17 protein-coding genes are annotated in these 17,101 nt (G+C 44.0%); 10 read left to right on the plus strand and 7 right to left on the minus strand.

The window, feature by feature from the left end:
- The 3 genes from FEM55_RS13650 to FEM55_RS13660 all read right to left on the minus strand — a co-directional run bounded on the left by FEM55_RS13650 (nt 1) and on the right by FEM55_RS13660 (nt 2,618).
- On the minus strand, nt 1-1,236 hold the full coding sequence (locus tag FEM55_RS13650) for a 3-phosphoshikimate 1-carboxyvinyltransferase (protein ID WP_138281929.1): 1,236 nt from the start codon (nt 1,234-1,236) through the stop codon (nt 1-3).
- A gap of 56 nt (nt 1,237-1,292) precedes the next feature.
- On the minus strand, nt 1,293-1,907 hold the full coding sequence (locus tag FEM55_RS13655; protein ID WP_138281930.1) for a hypothetical protein: 615 nt from the start codon (nt 1,905-1,907) through the stop codon (nt 1,293-1,295).
- Between the two features lie 87 nt (nt 1,908-1,994).
- Nucleotides 1,995-2,618 carry a DUF502 domain-containing protein gene (locus tag FEM55_RS13660; protein ID WP_138281931.1) on the minus strand — a complete coding sequence of 208 codons (624 nt, stop codon included), beginning with the start codon at nt 2,616-2,618 and terminating at the stop codon, nt 1,995-1,997.
- A gap of 228 nt (nt 2,619-2,846) precedes the next feature.
- On the opposite strand from FEM55_RS13660, the gene FEM55_RS13665 reads away from it, so the two are divergent.
- The 10 genes from FEM55_RS13665 to FEM55_RS13710 all read left to right on the plus strand — a co-directional run bounded on the left by FEM55_RS13665 (nt 2,847) and on the right by FEM55_RS13710 (nt 14,288).
- Complete coding sequence (locus FEM55_RS13665; RefSeq protein WP_138282565.1) at nt 2,847-3,926, plus strand: Ldh family oxidoreductase; 1,080 nt, start codon at nt 2,847-2,849, stop codon at nt 3,924-3,926.
- Nucleotides 3,927-3,992: 66 nt separating this feature from the next.
- Entirely contained in the window at nt 3,993-5,030 is a 1,038-nt protein-coding gene (mltG, locus tag FEM55_RS13670; protein WP_138281932.1) for an endolytic transglycosylase MltG, read from the plus strand.
- A gap of 2 nt (nt 5,031-5,032) precedes the next feature.
- Complete coding sequence (locus FEM55_RS13675) at nt 5,033-5,440, plus strand: acyl-CoA thioesterase (protein WP_138281933.1); 408 nt, start codon at nt 5,033-5,035, stop codon at nt 5,438-5,440.
- 26 nt (nt 5,441-5,466) lie between these two features.
- On the plus strand, nt 5,467-6,390 hold the full coding sequence (locus FEM55_RS13680) for a YihY/virulence factor BrkB family protein (RefSeq protein WP_138281934.1): 924 nt from the start codon (nt 5,467-5,469) through the stop codon (nt 6,388-6,390).
- 123 nt (nt 6,391-6,513) lie between these two features.
- Nucleotides 6,514-7,485, plus strand: a complete 972-nt coding sequence (locus FEM55_RS13685) for a glycosyltransferase (RefSeq protein WP_138281935.1) — start codon at nt 6,514-6,516, stop codon at nt 7,483-7,485.
- 52 nt (nt 7,486-7,537) lie between these two features.
- Nucleotides 7,538-8,164: an L-threonylcarbamoyladenylate synthase gene (locus FEM55_RS13690; RefSeq protein ID WP_138281936.1), complete on the plus strand. Its 627-nt coding sequence runs from the start codon at nt 7,538-7,540 to the stop codon at nt 8,162-8,164.
- Nucleotides 8,165-8,307: 143 nt separating this feature from the next.
- Nucleotides 8,308-8,928, plus strand: coding sequence for a WbqC family protein (locus tag FEM55_RS13695; RefSeq protein ID WP_229209253.1), 621 nt, complete (start codon nt 8,308-8,310; stop codon nt 8,926-8,928).
- A gap of 65 nt (nt 8,929-8,993) precedes the next feature.
- On the plus strand, nt 8,994-11,534 hold the full coding sequence (locus FEM55_RS13700; protein WP_138281938.1) for an ATP-dependent Clp protease ATP-binding subunit: 2,541 nt from the start codon (nt 8,994-8,996) through the stop codon (nt 11,532-11,534).
- Nucleotides 11,535-11,699: 165 nt separating this feature from the next.
- Nucleotides 11,700-13,382 carry a carboxylesterase family protein gene (locus tag FEM55_RS13705; protein WP_138281939.1) on the plus strand — a complete coding sequence of 561 codons (1,683 nt, stop codon included), beginning with the start codon at nt 11,700-11,702 and terminating at the stop codon, nt 13,380-13,382.
- Between the two features lie 27 nt (nt 13,383-13,409).
- Nucleotides 13,410-14,288 (plus strand): sugar phosphate isomerase/epimerase family protein, encoded by an 879-nt coding sequence (locus FEM55_RS13710; RefSeq protein ID WP_138281940.1) that lies wholly within the window; start codon nt 13,410-13,412, stop codon nt 14,286-14,288.
- 60 nt (nt 14,289-14,348) lie between these two features.
- Here FEM55_RS13710 and atpH read toward each other — a convergent pair whose 3' ends face one another.
- From atpH to atpB, 4 genes are all read right to left on the minus strand, one after another.
- Nucleotides 14,349-14,885, minus strand: a complete 537-nt coding sequence (gene atpH / locus FEM55_RS13715) for an ATP synthase F1 subunit delta (protein WP_138281941.1) — start codon at nt 14,883-14,885, stop codon at nt 14,349-14,351.
- A gap of 21 nt (nt 14,886-14,906) precedes the next feature.
- The gene (atpF, locus tag FEM55_RS13720) at nt 14,907-15,401 is read right to left on the minus strand and encodes a F0F1 ATP synthase subunit B (RefSeq protein WP_229209254.1); all 495 of its coding nucleotides are present in this window, start codon (nt 15,399-15,401) and stop codon (nt 14,907-14,909) included.
- A gap of 163 nt (nt 15,402-15,564) precedes the next feature.
- Nucleotides 15,565-15,828 carry an ATP synthase F0 subunit C gene (gene atpE, locus FEM55_RS13725; RefSeq protein ID WP_131957818.1) on the minus strand — a complete coding sequence of 88 codons (264 nt, stop codon included), beginning with the start codon at nt 15,826-15,828 and terminating at the stop codon, nt 15,565-15,567.
- Between the two features lie 44 nt (nt 15,829-15,872).
- Nucleotides 15,873-16,967 (minus strand): F0F1 ATP synthase subunit A, encoded by a 1,095-nt coding sequence (atpB, locus tag FEM55_RS13730; RefSeq protein WP_138281942.1) that lies wholly within the window; start codon nt 16,965-16,967, stop codon nt 15,873-15,875.
- Between the last annotated feature and the right edge of the window lie 134 nt (nt 16,968-17,101).

A 17,101-nucleotide genomic window follows, 5' to 3' on the forward strand; every position in this document is an offset into this window, starting at 1 on the left:
TTATTCTTCTTCCAGCGTGGTGATTCTGGCCAGATCTTTCCAGAATCCCGGATACGATTTCACCACAACGCCCGGCTCTTCAATGCGTACAGGACTGATCATACCTGCCGGTGCAAAAGCCATTGCCATTCGGTGATCGTCATACGTGTGAATGGAAGGCAGCTCCGAAAGCGATGCATTTTTTATTATGGAAACTTCGTAAAGATGATCTTTCTCGATTTCTTTCAGTTCGGCACCAAGTTTTACAAGTTCATTCTGCAAAGCAAGAACGCGATCTGTTTCCTTGATTTTCAAGCTTTCAATGCCGGTTAATGAAAGCTTGATATCTTTCAGTCCGCAGCATACGGCAATGGTTTGTGCAAGATCCGGGCAGTTTGTAAAGTCCCAGCCAATGGATGCGGCTCCCGGAATTTTAGTCAGTAATACACCCCCTTCTGTAAATACGCTTTCCACACCCAGATTCCGCATGATTTCTGCAATGGCACTGTCACCTTGCAGAGAATTTTTTTTCAGCCCGAGCAATTCCACTTCTGCATCGGTGGCAAGCGCTACAATGCTGTACCAGTAACTTGCGCCGGACCAATCCGATTCAATGCTGTAAGATTGCGGCTGATATTTGTAAGGCGGAATCGTCAGCGTGTTCGTTTGCCAGTCTGCCTGATATTCAATACCAAAATGCGCCATCTGATTCAGTGTCATTTCAATGTATGGCCTTGAACCGACTTCCCCTTCGAGTCTGATTGTCAGCCCATCAGGCAATTCCGGCGCAATCAGCAGCAATGCAGAAATATACTGGCTGCTCACATCGCCGCGCATGACAAGCTCGTTGGTTCCGGAATATGTAAATCCGTTCAGCTTTAACGGCGGATAACCCTCATTCTGCTCGTACTCGATATCTGCGCCTAAAATCCGCAATGCATCCACCAGAATCCCGATCGGGCGTTCACACATTCTCGGTGTTCCCGTCATTCTTTTTTTCTGATTGGTAACCGCAAAATATGCCGTCAGAAAACGCATGGTTGTTCCTGCATCAATAACGTCCGCTGTATAGTCATCCGACTGCAGAAGCCGCTGCATGGTTTGTGAATCCCTTGCTTCTGAAATATTGGAAAGCGCGCATTGAAAACCCGTGAGGGCATTGATGATCAGGGCACGGTTGCATTCACTTTTGGAAGCGGCAAGGCGTATTTCGGTGCGTATGGGTTGCTTTGGAGGATGGACAATAATGGATTTCACTTCAAAAAATCAGATTAGTACAAGAATGCCGAACTGCTCGGCAGCGGTTTAACAATTCAATAGGTTTCCAGGACTTTCAGCTTGTTTCTTCCGTTTATTTTGAGAGAAGAAAAGGTCAGTTTGTAACAGAAAAATCCGGCTGCCATCAGCGAGCCTCCGACGATCAGCGAAGATCCGTCGGTTGTATATCGTTTGTTGTCAACACCTTTATTGAAAAAATCGGCTCCGATGTAAATAAGCCCTGCAAGTGGCAGAAGCGGCGCAGCCTGCGAGATAAAAGGAATCTGACGTGAAACTTTCAGCAAACGCACATCTTTCAGCAGCACTTCCTGGTAGTCCATTCTGCCGACAGCCTCGTTGATAACGGCAATGCTGAAAGAAGAATCGGTTACGCCGGCAATGGTTTCATTGAAGCGGATGGTTTCGTTGCGCATCCTGAACTTGATATTATCGCCCGGGAAAAAACGGTAACGATGAAATCCGCCGATCACGGGCGAGGCGTCGAGAACCAGGTATTTTTGGCCAGGAGAGGCAATAATCCGATTGGTATTATTCTGTTTGAGGAAAAGTTCTTCGCTGGAAAGTGCTTTTTTAGGGTCATAATGATCCTGCGACCATGCTGTCAGATTCCCCAGGAAAAGTAAAAGGACAATAGCAAGTATTTGTCTCATAGCGTAAAAAGAATGGTTCAAATATAGGGAATCATTCTTTTAAACGGGCAAAAGTGTTGCATTGTTGCTCAATTTATATGCTTTGGATCAATCTTCTTCCATGGTTTCTTCCTTTGGGACTTTGACGGACACACCGCCTGAAATCACCATTTTCATGATGTCCGTCGAGGCAACTTCCAGAGGCGTAACCTGCTCTGCGGGAACGATGAAGAGCTCGCCGGACAAAGAGTAAGACAAAGGCATGTACACGGCAACATGACCATTAATTTTCAAATGGCTGAGGTCATTCTGCGTAATAAAACCGATCTTTTTTATTTGCGTATCCTTGTACATCGTCACAAGAACCGGCTGGTTGAATTTCTTCTTGTCGCCTACAAAAGCAAGGATAAGGTCTTTGATCGAATAATAAATAAGACTGACAAGCGGCACACGGCGCAGGATACTTTCTGCAAAGCTGAAAAACGACTGCGGCACAATGGTGGAAAAGAAAAAGCCAAGCAGGATAATTCCCAGCAGAATAATCAGAAAACCCAGTCCGGGCAGATACAGATACTGGTTGCCGGAAACGGGAATGTTGATCGGAATGATGTTGTCCAGATACTCGATTCCAGTCCATATGATCAGTAAAGTGACATAAAGCGGCGCAACGAGAACAAGCCCGCGAATGAAGTAGCGGATGATTCGTTTTAAAAGAGAATTTTTTCCTTCCATTAAAATTGATCTGATAATTATTTTGGAAATTACTGTAAGTCAAAAGAATAGGTTTTTACAAACAGAACAGATCCTGCATCTGTTTTTGCCGGGACCAATAAAAAGCAGATCCGCAATATGAAAAATTGGACTATGCCGATTGAATTAGGATATTTGCAGCTTCGCGCTTCAAACCGCATTTCAGAATACGCGTATAAAATTAATCAGAAGTTCATTCAATTGAATTATATGTATCAGGCCGGCTATTTAAAACATTTTACAGAAGAAGTTTTCCTTGCCATCGGTTGTCCGGAGCAGGAAGCCAAGCTGGCCGCTCAGGTGCTGGTCAGTGCAGATCTGCGCGGTGTGGATTCGCACGGCATTGCACGGCTGGCCGGCTACGTACGCCTGTACGATCACGGAAGGCTAAATCCCAAACCGGAGATAAAAGTCGTTTATGAAACGCCAAGTACCGCCGTTGTAGACGGAGATCGCGGACTGGGACTGGTCGTAGCGCCGAAAGCCATGGAAGTTGCCATGGAAAAGGCGGAAAAAGTCGGTTCCGGCTGGGTTTCCGTACGCAATTCCAATCACTTTGGAATCGCCGGTTATCATGCCATGCTGGCGCTGGAAAAAGAGATGATCGGCTGGACGATGACCAACGCCGCGCCTTTGGTAACGCCTACTTTCTCACTTGAAAAACTGCTGGGTACCAATCCAGTTGCGGTGGCAGTTCCGGCTCTGGAAGAGCCTCCTTTCGTGGCAGACTTTGCGTCTACGGCAGTGGCTTACGGCAAATTTGAAATTCTTCAGCGCAAAGGGTTGCCTGCTCCGCTCGGTTGGGCGCAGGACGCAGAAGGCAACGCAACAACGGATTCCAATGCCGTCAAGAGCGGCGGCGGATTATTGCCGCTCGGTTCTGACCGCGAGCACGGAAGCCATAAGGGATACGGGCTGGGCGCCATTGTGGATATTTTTTCAGGCGTTTTGTCAGGCGCCAACTTTGGCCCTTGGGTGCCGCCGTTTGCAACGGCCGGGTTTATGAATGCACAGGAAGGGGTCGGTCTGGGAACAGGTCATTTTCTGGGCGCCATGCGGATCGACGGGTTTCGTCCGGCAGAGGAGTTTAAAAAAGATATGGACAAATGGATCCGTGCTTTTCGCGGCGCAAAGGCAGTTGAAGGACAGAAAGTGCTGATTCCCGGCGATCCGGAACGCGAAGCGGAAGCAGACCGGTTTACAAATGGAATCGCTTTGCTGGAACCTGTCGTTTTGTCATTAGATGAACTGGCAAAGCGTTTTAATATACCTTTTGAAAATAACCTTTAATTTTTTGTTTAAAAATCATTTATCGCAGCTTGCAGCCATGCGCTGACAGCCAAAAGCAAAAAACACATGTCCCGTAATTTCAAGGTAGGATTGTTTGTCACACTGGCCATTCTTACAACCACTTTCACTTTTTACTTCTGGCAGATTTTTAAAACGCCCAATCTGCAGGTCGACAAACAAACCAGCTTTGCATTACTGATTCCTGAAGGCGCCACTTACAAAACGGTTCTGGACACGCTTAACAAGCATGAAGTGATCAATGACCATATCTCGTTTCAGTTTCTGGCCAAACTGCTGAAGTACCCCGATAAAGTAAAACCCGGAAGGTATGTCATCAAGCCGAATTCCAATAATTACATCGTTATCAAAAAGCTGATTTCAGGCAATCAGGATGCGGTACGGCTTACTTTCAACAACATCCGGCTGAAAGAAGACCTGATCAAAAGAATCGGAAACCGGTTTGAATTCGGTGAAGACAATTTCCGGAAGGCGCTCAACAGCCCGGAGGTTTGCCGCAAATACGGATTGGACACCCTGACAATTGTTTCCATGTTTTTGCCCAATACGTATGACATTTACTGGACAACCGGTACGGAAAAGTTTCTGGACCGGATGCATAGTGAATACAAGAAATTCTGGACGGACGAAAAAATTGCAAAAGCAAAAGAAATCGGGCTCACGCCTGTGCAGGTTTCGATCCTGGCATCTATTGTAGAAGAGGAGCAGGCGCGGAAAGTGGACGAAAGGCCCAAAGTAGCAGGGCTGTACATCAACAGGCTGCACGCACAAATGCCATTGCAGGCTGATCCGACAATTAAATTTGCATTGCAGAACTTCGGCATCAAACGCATTCTGAACGATCAGCTGCGAATCATTTCGCCTTACAATACGTATGTCAATGTCGGTTTACCGCCGGGCCCGATCCGTGTCGCTGATTTGAATTCGCTGAATGCCGTTCTGAATTACGACAAGCATGATTATGTATATATGTGCGCCAAAGCCGATTTGTCCGGTTATCATGCATTTGCCACCAATTATACGGATCATCTGAACAATGCGCGCATGTACCAGGCCGAATTGAACAGATTGAAAATTATGAAATAACCATGTTCACATACGAAGTAAAGGGAATAAGGGTCCGCTACGCCGATACGGACCAGATGGGTTATGTGTATTATGGAAATTATGCGCGCTATTATGAAATCGGCAGGGTAGAAGCATTGCGGAGTCTGGACTTTCATTACAAGGCAATGGAAGATGAGGGCGTTATGATGCCGGTTTATGAAAACCGATCGCGTTATCTGAAGCCGGCGCGGTACGACGATGAACTCAGCATTAAGGTCATACTTAACGAAATACCGGGAATCCGGGTCGTTTTTCATTACGAAATACGAAATCAGCACCATGTGCTGCTCAATACCGGTGAGACCACGCTTGTTTTTCAAAGACGGGATAACGGCAAGCTTTGCATGGCACCCGAAAAGCTGCTTGACAAACTGAGAGGTTATTTTTGAATCCGGAAATAAACAGAAAACAGTATATGCTTGAGAAGCTGTTGAGAAACCGATATGTCAAGCAGATTATCCTTTGGCTGCAGAGGCCGTTGCTGCTCGGCAAAACGGTTTCATTGTATGACGTGCTGCTTAATCTGGTAAAAAGCAATGATAAATTTGACATAGACCAGCGTGCCTCGGCCGTGGCTTACAGCCTGACGCTTGCTTCCTTTCCGGCCATTATTTTCCTTTTTACACTGATTCCCTACATTCCGATCGAAAATCTGGATCAGCAGATTATGGAAATGCTGCGCGAGAATATTCCGAGAGGAATTTACGAGGATGCCGATCAGACCATTATGGATATCATCAGCCGGCCGCGCAAAGGCGTGCTTTCATTCGGTTTCATATTTGCCATGATTGCTTCAACCAACGGAATGATGTCGCTCATGCGTTCGTTTGATATGGTTTATGAAGACGTGGAAACGAGGGGTTTTCTGAAAAGCAGAGGAATTGCCACGCTGCTTACCTTGCTGCTGATTGCAGTGCTTTTCCTTTCGGTTATTCTGCTCATTGTCGGAGACGGCGTCATGCATATTGTAAGTGAATGGCATATGCTGAAAGACAACTGGATTATCGTGCTTCTGAACATCACCCGTTACCTGATCAGTTTCGGATCGCTGATGCTGACGATTTCCTTTATTTACCGGTTTGCCCCGACGCACGGCAGGCAGCAAAATTTTGTCAATACAGGTTCCATTGTTGCTTCCATCCTCATCATTGCGGCTACTTACGGGTTTTCATTTTACCTTTCCAATTTCAGTTCCTACAACAAACTTTACGGTTCCATCGGCACCATGATTGCGCTTATGATCTGGCTGTATCTGCTGGCATTTGTAATCATCCTCGGCTTTGAAATCAATGCCGGAATTCTGGCTGCAACCAGAAAACAGCGATCGTTGATACATTGATTTGCCGTAAAATAACTATCCGGCATATTTATCTTCATTGTTGATAATTTTGTGAACTGCGGCTGAAATCAGGTTTGTTTCCATGCCGTTGAAGGTGTGGAACCGGTATGACAGCGATCTGAAATGGAAGAGAAACAACAACCTGAAGTCAGCATTATCCTGACGGCCTATAATCAGGAAAAGTACATCGGAGAAGCCCTTGAATCCGTTCGCCAGCAGACTTATCCCGCCATTCAGCTTATTGTTATTGACAATGCCAGCACCGACAGGACTTTGTCTATCATTGAACAATACAAAGAAACTTCCCCCGCTTTCCTGCTGATTAAAAACGCAAATAATAAGGGCCTTTGCAAAGCATTCAACCAGGGGCTTGCGGCTGCGTACGGGAAATATGCCATTGATCTTTCCGGCGATGACGTGCTGATGCCGGAACGCGTTGCAAAACAGGTAAAATCATTCGAAGCACTTACAGATGACTACGCCGTGGTTTTTACCAATGCGGTTTATATTGATACGGACGGAAAGGAAAAGAAGACGCATTATCCGGTTGATGTCAATGGAAAATCCCTGCAGAAAGTACCGTCCGGTGATGTTTACAAGAATGTCCTGGAAAAATATTTCATTTGTACGCCGACCATGATGATGCGGACATCCGTGCTGCATTATCTGGGCGGTTACGATGAATCGCTCCATTTTGAAGATTTTGATTTCTGGGTCCGTTCGTCGGCACAGTTTCACTATTTTTATCTGGATGAGGTTCTTACCAAAAAGAGAATGGTGCCTGGTTCTTTATCGGCCAGGGTGTATCAGAAAGGAAGTGGAATCCTTTTTTCGTGTTACGAAGTTTGTAACAAAGCATATGATCTGAACCGCGATCAGGAGGAATTTGATCTGCTTGCTGCCAGAATACGTACGTTTATCAGAAAATGTCTGTATGCCGGAGAATTCGAACTTGCAGAGCAGTTTTGCAAGCTTTTAAACTACATTGAGAATCCCGGCTGGCAAACGGAACTGATTATGGTACTGTGCAGATTACGTCTTCCGGTGAATTCCCTGTATCGTTTTTATCTAAAAAACTTAAAAAAAGTTGGATAATCAGGAAGGATTTGTGCTTTGTGATTGTTAAATTATAAAGAGAATTTTTTCTATGCCTGCTGAATTTATTAAAATTTACCCCCAGAATCCCGATGAAAGAAGAATCCTGCAGGTTGTAAACTGCCTTCGGGACGGTGGTCTGGTTATTTATCCTACGGATACGGTGTATGGTCTGGGCTGTGATATTTATAATGCACGGGCAGTGGAGCGGATCGCCAGGATCAAGGGTATTAAGCCGCAAAAAAATGATTTTTCATTCATATGCTACGATCTCAGCCACATATCCGATTTTGCCAGAGTTGAGAACGCAGCTTTCAAAATCATGAAACGGGTTTTGCCGGGACCTTACACTTTCATTCTGGAAGCCACCAGCAACGTTCCGAAATTACTGAATACAAACAAGAAAACCGTTGGGATCCGTGTTCCGGACAACCTTATTCCGAGGCTGATTGTAAAACAGCTGGGCAATCCGATTGTAACAACTTCGATAAAAGATGACGATGAAGTTATCGAGTATTCTACTGATCCGGAATTAATATACGAAAAGTTTCAGCATCAGGTGGACATGGTTGTTGATGGCGGATATGGCGGAAATGTTGCATCCACGATTGTAAAAGCGGATTCCGGGAATTTTGAAATTGTTCGGGAAGGCCTGGGCGATGTGAGTGTTTTCCTGTGAAATCAGAATTGTAATGATTTAAGCCGTTCATGAACAAGGCGGTTTTGGTAAAATAATTATTATGAATTTTTTGATAATATCATAAGCCTTTAGCATATTTGGTAGTGCCGGATTTTTTTTCTATAAACAAACAGTGCCGGGAAGTGCGGCTTGAACTGCAGTATTTGCCTTGTCTGGAATATTTCACCTGTATACTACAGTACGACCGTATTCACGTTGATATTGAAGAAAGGTATGTGAAGCAAACTTACCGCAACCGCTGTAAAGTGCTTACTACAAATAAAATTGATGTATTGACGGTACCGGTCAAAAGTTATGAAGCGGGCTGTCTTACAAAGGATGTAAAAATCGATTACAATCAGGACTGGGTACGTCGTCACCTGGGATGTTTTAAATCGGCATACGGGAAGTCTCCGTTTTATGAGTTTTATGCACCCGGGCTGCTACGGATTTACCAGAAGAATTTCGCTTTTCTTGTTGACCTGAATTATGAATTATTGACATTTTGTCTTAAATTGGTTGGAGTCAAAAAGGAAGTCATGTACAATTTGTCAGGTGAAATAAATAGACCGGAGTGTGTGGTTAATGATATTTCGCTTATAAACAACAGGAAAGGCAATAATTTATTCAAATATTATCAGCCAGTACCTTATTATCAAACCTTCGGGAATGATTTTGTGAGTAACTTAAGTATTGTTGATTTACTTTTCAATATGGGGCCGGAAGCAAAAAGTGTTTTGTTAAGATCCTGTAAGTCTCAGTAAGCTATTTTGAACAAACAAGGATCAAGTAGCATTTAGAATATTAAAACACTTTTTATTGCTACACAATGGAAGCAAAATTTTCGAATAGAGTGAAAGAAGTAATCTCGATGAGCCGGGAAGAAGCCCTGCGTCTCGGGCATGATTACATTGGAGCAGAGCACTTGTTATTAGGAATGATTCGTGAGGGCGATGGAGTTGCGATTGGTTTACTGAAGAAACTTGGCGTTTCCCTGGATGATGTAAGGCAGCATATCGAGCAGGCTACAAAAGGCGCTGCTACCAATAATGTCAAGAATCTTCAGAATATTCCTTTGACAAGGCAGTCAGAAAAGGTATTAAAGATTACATATCTGGAAGCCAAGATATTCAAGAGTACTTTAATCGGGACCGAGCACTTGCTTTTGTCTATATTAAGGGATGAAGATAATGTCGGAACCCAGATATTGCATAAATTCAATGTTAACTACGAAGTCATCAAAGAAATGTTAGAATATCAATCATCAGGATCCAGACCTCATATGGGTCCGGAGACCGAAGACGGAGATGATGAAGCAAGAGGTGGCATGTTTGGAGGCGGAAGTGGTTCCGCATCCGGAAAAGAGTCAAAAGGAGCTGAAAAATCCCGCACACCTGTATTGGACAACTTTGGACGGGATCTGACCAAAATGGCCGAAGTCGGTAAACTGGATCCGATTGTAGGACGTGAAAAAGAAATCGAGCGCGTTGCACAGATCTTGAGCCGTCGTAAAAAGAACAATCCGATTCTGATTGGTGAGCCCGGTGTTGGTAAAACAGCCATTGCAGAAGGTCTTGCTTTGAGAATTGTTCAGAAAAAAGTATCACGCGTTTTGTTTGGAAAACGTGTTGTAACGCTTGATCTGGCTTCGTTGGTAGCCGGAACCAAATACCGCGGTCAGTTTGAAGAAAGAATGAAAGCGGTCATGAACGAGCTTGAAAAATCGCCGGACGTTATCCTTTTCATTGACGAGCTTCACACGATTGTAGGTGCTGGCGGTGCATCGGGTTCTCTGGATGCATCCAACATGTTCAAGCCTGCATTGTCACGCGGTGAAATTCAATGTATCGGTGCAACCACACTGGATGAGTATCGTCAGTATATCGAGAAAGATGGTGCCTTGGCACGTCGTTTTCAGATGGTTATGGTGGATGCAACTTCCATCGAAGAAACCATTCAGATTCTTGAAAACATCAAGGATAAATACGAAGATCATCACCATGTAAATTATACGCCGGAATCAATCAGCACAGCTGTAAAATTATCGGAGCGCTATATTACGGATCGTTTTCTGCCGGATAAAGCCATTGACGTTCTGGACGAAGTAGGCGCACGCGTTCACATCAGCAACATTACGGTTCCTGAGGACATTCTGCTTCTTGAAGAACAGATCGAGAACATCAAACAGGAAAAAAACAGGGTTGTCAAAAGCCAGAAATACGAAGAAGCAGCACAGCTCAGAGATCGTGAGAAAAAATTGATTGATCAGCTGGAACGTGCCAAACTTGCCTGGGAAGAAGAAACCAAGCAAAAGCGTTATACCGTTACAGAACAGAACGTTGCGGAAGTAGTCGCCATGATGACGGGTATTCCGGTAACCAACGTTTCCATGGACGAAGGCAAGAAATTGCTGAACATGGCCGACGAGCTTAAAGCTAAGGTAATTGGTCAGAATCCGCCGATTGAAAAACTGGTTAAAGCCATTCAGCGTACAAGAGTCGGTTTGAAAGATCCTAAAAAGCCAATCGGTTCATTTATTTTCCTCGGACCAACCGGTGTAGGTAAAACCGAACTTGCGAAAGTTTTGTCTACTTATCTGTTTGATAAAGACGATTCTTTGGTGCGTATCGATATGAGTGAGTACATGGAGAAATTCAGCGTATCCCGCTTGGTAGGAGCTCCTCCGGGATATGTAGGTTACGAAGAAGGTGGTCAGTTGACTGAAAAAATCCGTCGTAAACCGTACAGCGTTGTCTTGCTGGATGAAATCGAGAAGGCGCATCCGGATGTATTTAATATTCTCTTGCAAGTTCTGGACGATGGTATTCTGACGGACGGACTTGGACGCCGTGTCGATTTCAGAAATACGATCATTATCATGACATCCAACATTGGTGCACGTGATCTGAAAGACTTCGGTACGGGAATCGGTTTCTCTACAAGAGCGAAAACTGAAAACCAGGATGACATCATGAAAGGCACGATTCAAAGTGCACTTCGCAAAGCGTTCTCGCCTGAATTCCTGAACCGTCTTGACGATGTGATTGTCTTTAATTCATTGCAGCGCGAAGATCTGCACAGAATCATTGACATTTCTCTTGGCAAACTGTTCAACCGCGTAAAAGGTTTGGGTTATGAAATTGAACTTACAGTAGCTGCGAAAGACTTTTTGTCGGATAAAGGGTACGATCCGCAATACGGAGCACGTCCATTAAACCGGGCCATTCAGAAATATCTTGAAGATCCCGTTGCAGAAGAAATCCTGAAAGGTGACTTGCGTGAAGGTGACGTACTGGTTGCCAATCATGAAGAAAACAGTGAACAACTTGTTATCAGTGTTCGTAAGAAAGAAGAGGAACTGGCCAACTAAGCCGTTCATTCCGGAATGCAGCAATTATGCAAAAAGGCAGGTCGTACGATCTGCCTTTTTTTGTTTGCAAATATTAACACCGTATGCTGAAAAGGAAAATACGTTTTTAGCAAAATCCCGTTATGATTTAGTTTATATTTAGCCCCAGAAAATTCGTATATTAAAATGAATGTAAATTCCTGCAAAATCCTGTTTATTATTGGACTGCTTCTGAGTTTTCCGGCTTTTGATTCCGCTGCACAAAAACTTCCTTCCGGTCCGCAGGTAATGACATTTTTTTCGGATGCTGACGATACGGAGCAGCCTTATGGCCTCTATATACCAAAGAATTTTGATGAAAATAAAAAGTATCCGCTTGTGATTATGCTGCATGGCGCAGGCGACAATCACCGGCTTTCACTCCGCAGGGTTTTCGGCAAAAGTAATGCGGAAGGAGAAACGGATGTAGAAGCCACCAGGTATTTTCCGCAGTGGGAAAACGTGGATTTCATTGTTGCATCGCCGCTGGCAAGAGGAACTGCGGGTTACCAGGGAATTCCGGAAGAAGACGTTTATGACGTTCTGGATGATGTTAAAAAACGCTTTAAAATTGATAAAAACCGGATTTACCTGACCGGTTTGTCCATGGGTGGCGGCGGTACGCTCTGGCTTGGACTTACACGGCCTGACATATGGGCTGCCATTGCGCCGGTTTGTCCTGCACCGCCTAGCGGCACTTTCGATCTGGCTCCCAATGCGCTGAACTTTCCGATCCATTTTTTTCATGGCGATGCTGATCCCGTAGTGCCTGTTTCCGGAACGCAGAAGTGGGTTTCAGAATTACAGAACCTGGGTGTGGAAGTTAGTTACAAGGAGTTTGTAGATGTGAAACATGACAGCTGGGTCAGTGCTTATGATAATGAATTTATCTTCGAATGGTTCGGACATGCGGAAAGAAACCCTTATCCGGATCGTGTGAGATTTGTGAGCAAACTTTACAAATATGACAAGGCATTCTGGGTGAAATTTGACAAGATCAGTGATGGAATGCTGGCAGAAATAGATGCAAGATTTTCAAAGGCCAACAACATAGCCATTACAACAAAGAACCTGAATGCATTTACACTGAACCTGAAAAATCATCCGAAATTCAGTAATGCATCGGGTGTGAGTTTTAAGATTGATAATAACGAAATCAATGCAAAAACGGACAGCGTCGTTTCATTTGTAAAAAAGAACAATGCCTGGGTAGTTGGTACAATAACCGGCAACTCTGCAATGACGAAGAGAAAAGGAGCAGAAGGGCCGCTCTTCGATGCTTTTTCATCCCGGCATGTTTATGTCTACGGAACAGCCGATAATCCTTCTCAGGAAGAGTTGAAACGCAGAATGGATATCGCAAACCAGGCTGCGGACTGGGCACAATACCGCGGTCCTTTTCTGGGCAGAATGATGTTCTTTCCCCGCATATTGTCTGACAAAGAAGTACGGCCAAGTGATCTGGAAAGCGCTAATCTGATTTTGTTTGGAACCAAAGAAACCAATAGTTTGATTGCAAGGCATGCAGACAAATTGCCGCTGCACCTGAATTCCGCTGACAAAGATTACGGCTTGTTTTACATATTTCCGATTGATAAACACTACGTAGCCATCAGTTCCGGATTGCCTTGGTGGACAGGCATGAAGGAAGAAGGTTTACCGTTTGTTCCTGTCATGCACCGGAAATTGCCGGAATTCAAAGATCTCGTTTTCTTCAAAGGCTCGATTTTAAATCCTGTTGCAGAAGGGTATTTTTCAGAAAACTGGCAGTTGACGGATGAAATGAAGAAAGCAATGGCAGGTTCCAACGTACTTAGCATTACCAAATAAAAACAATCATATAATTACAATTTAAAAATGAAAAGCACAGAAAATATTTCCCGCAGATCGTTTGTAAAAGCAGGAGCTTTGCTGATGGCAACACCGGTGTTATCGAATTGGGAAATGAAAGCATCTTCGAAAGTCGGATTGCAACTTTATACGCTGCGAAATGAGCTTTCAAAGGATCTGGAAGGCACTTTGAAAAAGGTTGCGGCAATCGGGTATAAAGAAGTGGAACTATTCGGGTATACGGACGGGAAATTTTTTGGTAAAACAACCAAGGAGTTCAAGGCAATGCTGAAAAGCCTTGGACTAGATCCGGTAAGCGGCCATTATGGTGCCGGTGTAGAAAGAAAAGATGTAAAAGGTACATTAAGCAATGACTGGCAGCGCGCTGTAGACGATGCAGCTGAACTGGGCCAGAAATATGTAAACTGTGCTTACTTGACGGATGCGGAAAGAAAATCTACTGACGACTATAAAAAGTACGTTGATCTGTTTAATAAATCAGGAGAAGTTGCTAAAAAGGCTGGTCTGCAGTTTGGTTATCACAATCATGATTTCGAATTCAAGAAAATGGACGGGCAGCTTCCATACGACCTTATAGCAAGTACTGATCCGGAACTTGTCAAACTGGAACTGGATTTGTACTGGATAGTAAAAGCCGGAATGGATCCTGTCGATTTGTTCAAGAAATATCCGGGCCGTTTCCCTTTGTGGCATGTAAAAGACATGGATAAAGGCGATCAATCGTTTGCAGAAGTCGGAACGGGTTCCATTGATTTTAAGAAGATATTTGATGCACGTAAAATCGCCGGTATGACTCACTTTTTTGTGGAGCAGGATGTGGCCAAAAGGCCGCCGGTTGAAGCGATTGAAATCAGCTTTAAAAATGTGACAAAAATGAATGTATAAAAAATATAAAAAGACCCGGCCGCATGGCAGCCGGGTCTTCCAAATTAGCAGATAAAAATATCAGTTTGTTAACTGTAACTTAAGTTCATTCAATCGGCTGCGAAGCGAAGCATCCACCTGACGGTCATCAATCCTGAGAATATAACCTCCGATCAGACTTGTATCGACTTTTTCGCTCAGATCAACAGTACTTCCTGTCGCGGAGGCAACAATGCCTTTAAACTGTTCACGCAATTCCGCTGTAAGCGGCGTGGTTGTAATAACCGTTGCTCTCTGAATTCCGCGGTAAAGATTGTAGCTTTTAATAAATTCGGCTGCAATCTCGTCCAGAATTGCCTCTCTGTTCTTTTTGGTAATAATGGTATAAATCGCATAGGAAACCGGATTAACTCGGTTTTCAAAAAGCGATTTTAGAATTCCAAGCTTTTTTTCATGACGTACGACCGGGCTTTTTAGTGCCAGCATCAGGCCACGGTTCTTATCGGCAGTGTCTTTGAACAATAACATATCCTGATAAACTTCTTCCAGAACGTTCTGCTCTTTCGCAAGTTCGATCAGTGACTTTGCATATCGGGAAGCAACTATACTTACTGACATCGGAAATTAATTTTATAAATTTTAATTAAGACGTGCAGATGAAGCAAGTTCTGCAATAAGGCTTTCCTGCGCTTCTTTATCTTTCAGTTCACGCTGCAAAACCTTTTCAGCAATTTCCAGGGAAAGCACAGCTACTTCTTTTCTGATTTTGGAAACGGCAAGCTGTTGTTCGTTACGAATAGTCTCACGCGCGCCTTCTATCATTTTTTGGGCTTCAACAGCAGCCTTGTCTTTGGATTCCAGAATGGTACGGTCAGCAGCTTCTTTGGCATCACGCAGAATCTGGTCGCGTACAGCATTGGCTTCTGCAATCAGCTTTTCGTTATCCGATTTCAGCTGAATCATTTCTGCTCTTGTTCTTTCCGCAAGATCCAGAGCGCCCTGAATTTCATTTTCGCGATCTTTAAGGCCTTTGATGATTGGTTTCCATGCAAACTTTGCCAAGATGAAAACAACCAGTAAGAATACCACCAGCATCCAGAAAATAAGGCCTGGGTTTGGAGTAAGCAATGACATAGTATAAATGAGTTTTGAGTGTAAGATTAATAAAGGATTGATCCTTTTACTTTTTTCTCTCTTTATTAAAAAGTTGTGGAAGCCTAATGCTTCCACGATGCATTTCATTTACTTTCATGCCTAGTGCTATGAAAGCAGGGCTGAATCAGCCCGAATTTTTTTACTAAAGCTTGAACGAAATAAGCAGACAGATAACCGCTGCAAAAAGCGCCACAGCTTCGATAAGAGCAGCGATGATAAGCATGGCAGTCTGGATAGCACCGGCAGCTTCCGGCTGACGAGCGATACCTTCAACAGCACTTCCACCGATTTTACCAATACCAAGGCCAGCACCGATAGCAGCAAGACCTGCACCGATAGCAGCACCGAAAACTGCAAGACCTGCACCGCTTTGTTCTGTAGCCTGAAGCAAAATTTGAAGCAACATAATTGTGTTTGTTTTAAATATAAATTAATAAAAGAGAATGCGAATTAATGTCCGAGGTCAGCATCGTGGTTATCTTCAATCGCACTTCCGATGTACATGGAAGACAAAAGCGTAAAGATGAAAGCCTGAATGAAGGCAACCATGATTTCAATGAAGTTCAGGAAAAGAGCAAACAGTGAAATAACCGGTGCGATGACAAAACTCTGGAAAATAAAGATCAGTCCGAAAAGACTTAAAAGGATAATGTGGCCCGCTGTAATGTTGGCAAATAACCGCACCATCAATGAAAACGGTTTCATGAACACACCCACAATTTCAACCGGAATCATAATCAGCAACAACGGAGCAGGAACGCCGGTCGGTTTGACAAGGTGTTTGTAATAATGACCGTTTGCATTCAGGTGAACGATAATGAAAGTCAGTACGGCAAGCGTCATCGTTACGGCAATATTTCCGGTCAGGTTGGCCGATCCCGGCAACAGACCAAGAATATTGTTGATCAGGATAAAAAAGAAAAGTGTCAGCAAATAAGGCAGATACTTTTCATACTTGGGTCCGACATTCGGTTTCACGACTTCATCCCGGATAAACAGGATAATTACTTCCATTGCAGACTGAAAACCTCTTGGCGCTTTGCCTTTATTGTTTTTGTACCAGCTTGCAATGCTTGTAAAGACAAGAATCAGAATTACGGCACTCAGCAGCATGGAAGCTACGTTTTTCGTAATCGAAAAATCGTAAATCTTGCGGGATTCATCAACCGGAACAATCTGCTCCGATTCACCGTGAACCAGATGATAGCCGTTGTATTCGTGGTGCTCGTTATGGAAGTTGGAAGAAGAAAAAACCTCGATTCCACGGTCGGCGGAGTAAAGAATAACAGGCAAAGGAATGGTTACGCCATGCGTCATTTCCCATTCATGAGAATCGGCAATATGGTGCATGATCATGCTCCCGATATCAAACTTTTCTTCCGACTCTTCAAGATTATGTTCAATTTTATGCTCTTGCTCATTAATACCTTCGGCAACTCCGCCAGACTCGTGCTGGGTGGGTTCCGCTGCATGGGCAGGAGCATTGAAAAGGCAGGTTGCCACAACTAGGGCCGTAGTAAAAAACAGTCTCAAATGGGTATACATAAAGGCTTGAAATGCTATGCTTTGTCAATCGCGGCGCAAGTTACGATACAAACCATATATTTCAAAGCATGTATAAAATAAATAGAGTGCAAAAAAGTTGATGACAAATAGTAATGAATCAGTTAGCCCGTTAT

The organism is Dyadobacter sediminis (genome assembly GCF_005860765.1).
Lineage (GTDB): Bacteria > Bacteroidota > Bacteroidia > Cytophagales > Spirosomataceae > Dyadobacter > Dyadobacter sediminis.